We start from the raw sequence: 1,940 nt of genomic DNA, 5'->3' as shown, positions 1-1,940 counted from the left end.
CGCTTGGAATACATTCATTGCGGATGTTGAACGAGTCAAAAATCTCTGTTGGAGAGAGTGGATAAAGTTGGTCAATTAATTAATGCAATTGGTATTATTACTTTAAACATCAGAACATAGTCATTCCCTTACCCCCCAGTGCCGCTAAATCAGTGAAATGTACTCTGACCCCATTTCTTGTGTGCTTGTGCTGTAAGCATATTTTGACTGGGAGAGATCTAGTAATAACATCTCCTTCCTATTATTTATTCGCAAAATCCTATATAAGTAATTTATCAATTAATAAATCGGCAAAATTGTGAAACGTAAGGTTCTTTTAGGTTACTGCTTAATTCTTATTTCTTGGGCGTATTGCGCAAGCTCTGAAGAAAATTTAAAAACAGAAAAGTCTATTACGCTTGGTGTCGTTGAGTTTCCGCCATTAGTGATTAAAGAACCCGACTCTTCGCGTTGTCATGGTGTAGCGATAGATGCAACTGTAGCCATATTGACTAAAATGAATTATAACGTGTTAGTTGAATGCATGCCTCCGGCTCGTTTGTTTGAACGTGTGAAGACCGGGAAGGTCGATCTCACAATTAATGTCAGAGGTACTTCAGCGTTAGATCAGAACGCTACATTTATAAACGCTCCATTTGTTTACTTAACTATTGTACTTCTACATAACGGACAACTTGCGGATGGTAAGTCAATTTCGGCAATTCGCGGCTATGACTATTTAGGGATTCGACAGGCACTTAAGCAAGAAGGTTTTGAATTTTTTGATATGCCGACAAGTAGCGACGCGATTCACCTTTTTGATGTTGGAAGAACGTCTTATCTAATTAGCTACAAACAACCCTATCAATTTTATACAGAGGTATTAGGTAGTCGATTAGTTGAGGTAAGTATTTCAGACAAATTGACCGTACCTTCCTATTTGGCAGTATCAAATCACAGCAGGTACAAAGATGAACTTGTTGATAGTTTGAATCTGGTTACTACATATATAAGTGACTCTACAATATTAGAATCCTATCGAAGTGCGAATAAATAACTCTTTCCTTACCAAGCTGCACAACTGTTGCCTATACGAATCGGGCGGCTCAGTGTCAGGCACTTCATACTTGTGTCAAATAAAAAGCTCACAGTTAATATGGGAGTGGCAGCGAATGAAAATCTTTGTTATGAGAACATAACTTCTCTGTTGCAAGCGGCTGATACGCTTTTATATAAAGCTAAATTTCGAGGTAGTGAACAAATATGTTTAGGCCAGCATTGAGCAACGATTTCTTCGGAAGAGACAACTTGACCCTGGTGCTGGCACAGAAGCAGTAATACATCCATGGTCTTGGGCTCTAAATTTCTCTTGAGCTTGCCTAGAGACAACGTATTGCTGGTTACATCGACCTGCCATTGACCCAGATAAAATTGTTGCTTCACCGTATCTACCCTGTACTTTTTGAAATTGCTGTACTTAACTTTTCCTATTAACTTAAAGCTAACATGTAGGAATGCATTTTTGTTAATATAAAGCCTTTTAATATCAAGGTCATAAAAATTGATTGTAAAAAAATCTATTTTTGTGAAATATCCTTTAAGTCCAAAGGGTCTTTTAATGTATACGTGCTTACTGTACGTCAAACATGACTAATATTATTGAGGGTACATCAATGAAACAAATCAAAAAATCATCAGTAGCGACAGCATTAGGTGCAGTTGTAATTGGCTCTTTGGCGTCAACAGTTGCAGTAGCAGACGTGAACCCATTTGGTATGCAAGCACTAGAGTCGGGCTATAGTCAGTTCGCAGCAGAAGGCAAATGTGGCGGCGATAAAGCTGAGAAAGAAGGTAAGTGCGGCGAAGGTAAATGCGGCGGCGACAAAAAGGCCGAAAAAGAAGGTAAGTGCGGCGAAGGCAAATGTGGCGGCGACAAGAAAGCTCACAAAGAAGGTAAGTGT

The 1,940-nt window shown here is 39.0% G+C and carries 3 protein-coding genes; 2 read left to right on the top strand and 1 reads right to left on the bottom strand.

Annotation, left to right across the window (positions count from 1 at the left end; all coding sequences use genetic code 11):
- Positions 1 to 298 precede the first annotated feature (298 nt).
- Positions 299 to 1,036, top strand: coding sequence for a transporter substrate-binding domain-containing protein (locus BIZ39_RS21495; protein ID WP_187448066.1), 738 nt, complete (start codon positions 299 to 301; stop codon positions 1,034 to 1,036).
- Between the two features lie 128 nt (positions 1,037 to 1,164).
- On the opposite strand, the gene BIZ39_RS22700 is transcribed toward BIZ39_RS21495, so the two are convergent.
- Positions 1,165 to 1,326, bottom strand: coding sequence for a transcriptional regulator (locus tag BIZ39_RS22700; protein ID WP_410369574.1), 162 nt, complete (start codon positions 1,324 to 1,326; stop codon positions 1,165 to 1,167).
- Positions 1,327 to 1,652: 326 nt separating this feature from the next.
- Here BIZ39_RS22700 and BIZ39_RS21480 point away from each other — a divergent pair.
- Positions 1,653 to 1,940 (top strand): hypothetical protein (locus BIZ39_RS21480; RefSeq protein WP_187448065.1); only part of this gene is annotated, 288 nt, incomplete at its 3' end.

The sequence above is a fragment of the Alteromonas sp. BZK5 genome (genome assembly GCF_014349115.1).
In the GTDB taxonomy this organism is placed as follows: domain Bacteria; phylum Pseudomonadota; class Gammaproteobacteria; order Enterobacterales; family Alteromonadaceae; genus Alteromonas; species Alteromonas macleodii.
Note: the sequence above shows the minus strand (reverse complement) of the source record. Positions and strands in the feature narration are given on the sequence as shown.

What these genes read in the sequence shown, in the direction of transcription:
- BIZ39_RS22700 (WP_410369574.1), bottom strand. Translation starts at nt 1,326, where the DNA reads ATGGATGTATTACTGCTTCTGTGCCAGCACCAGGGTCAAGTTGTCTCT.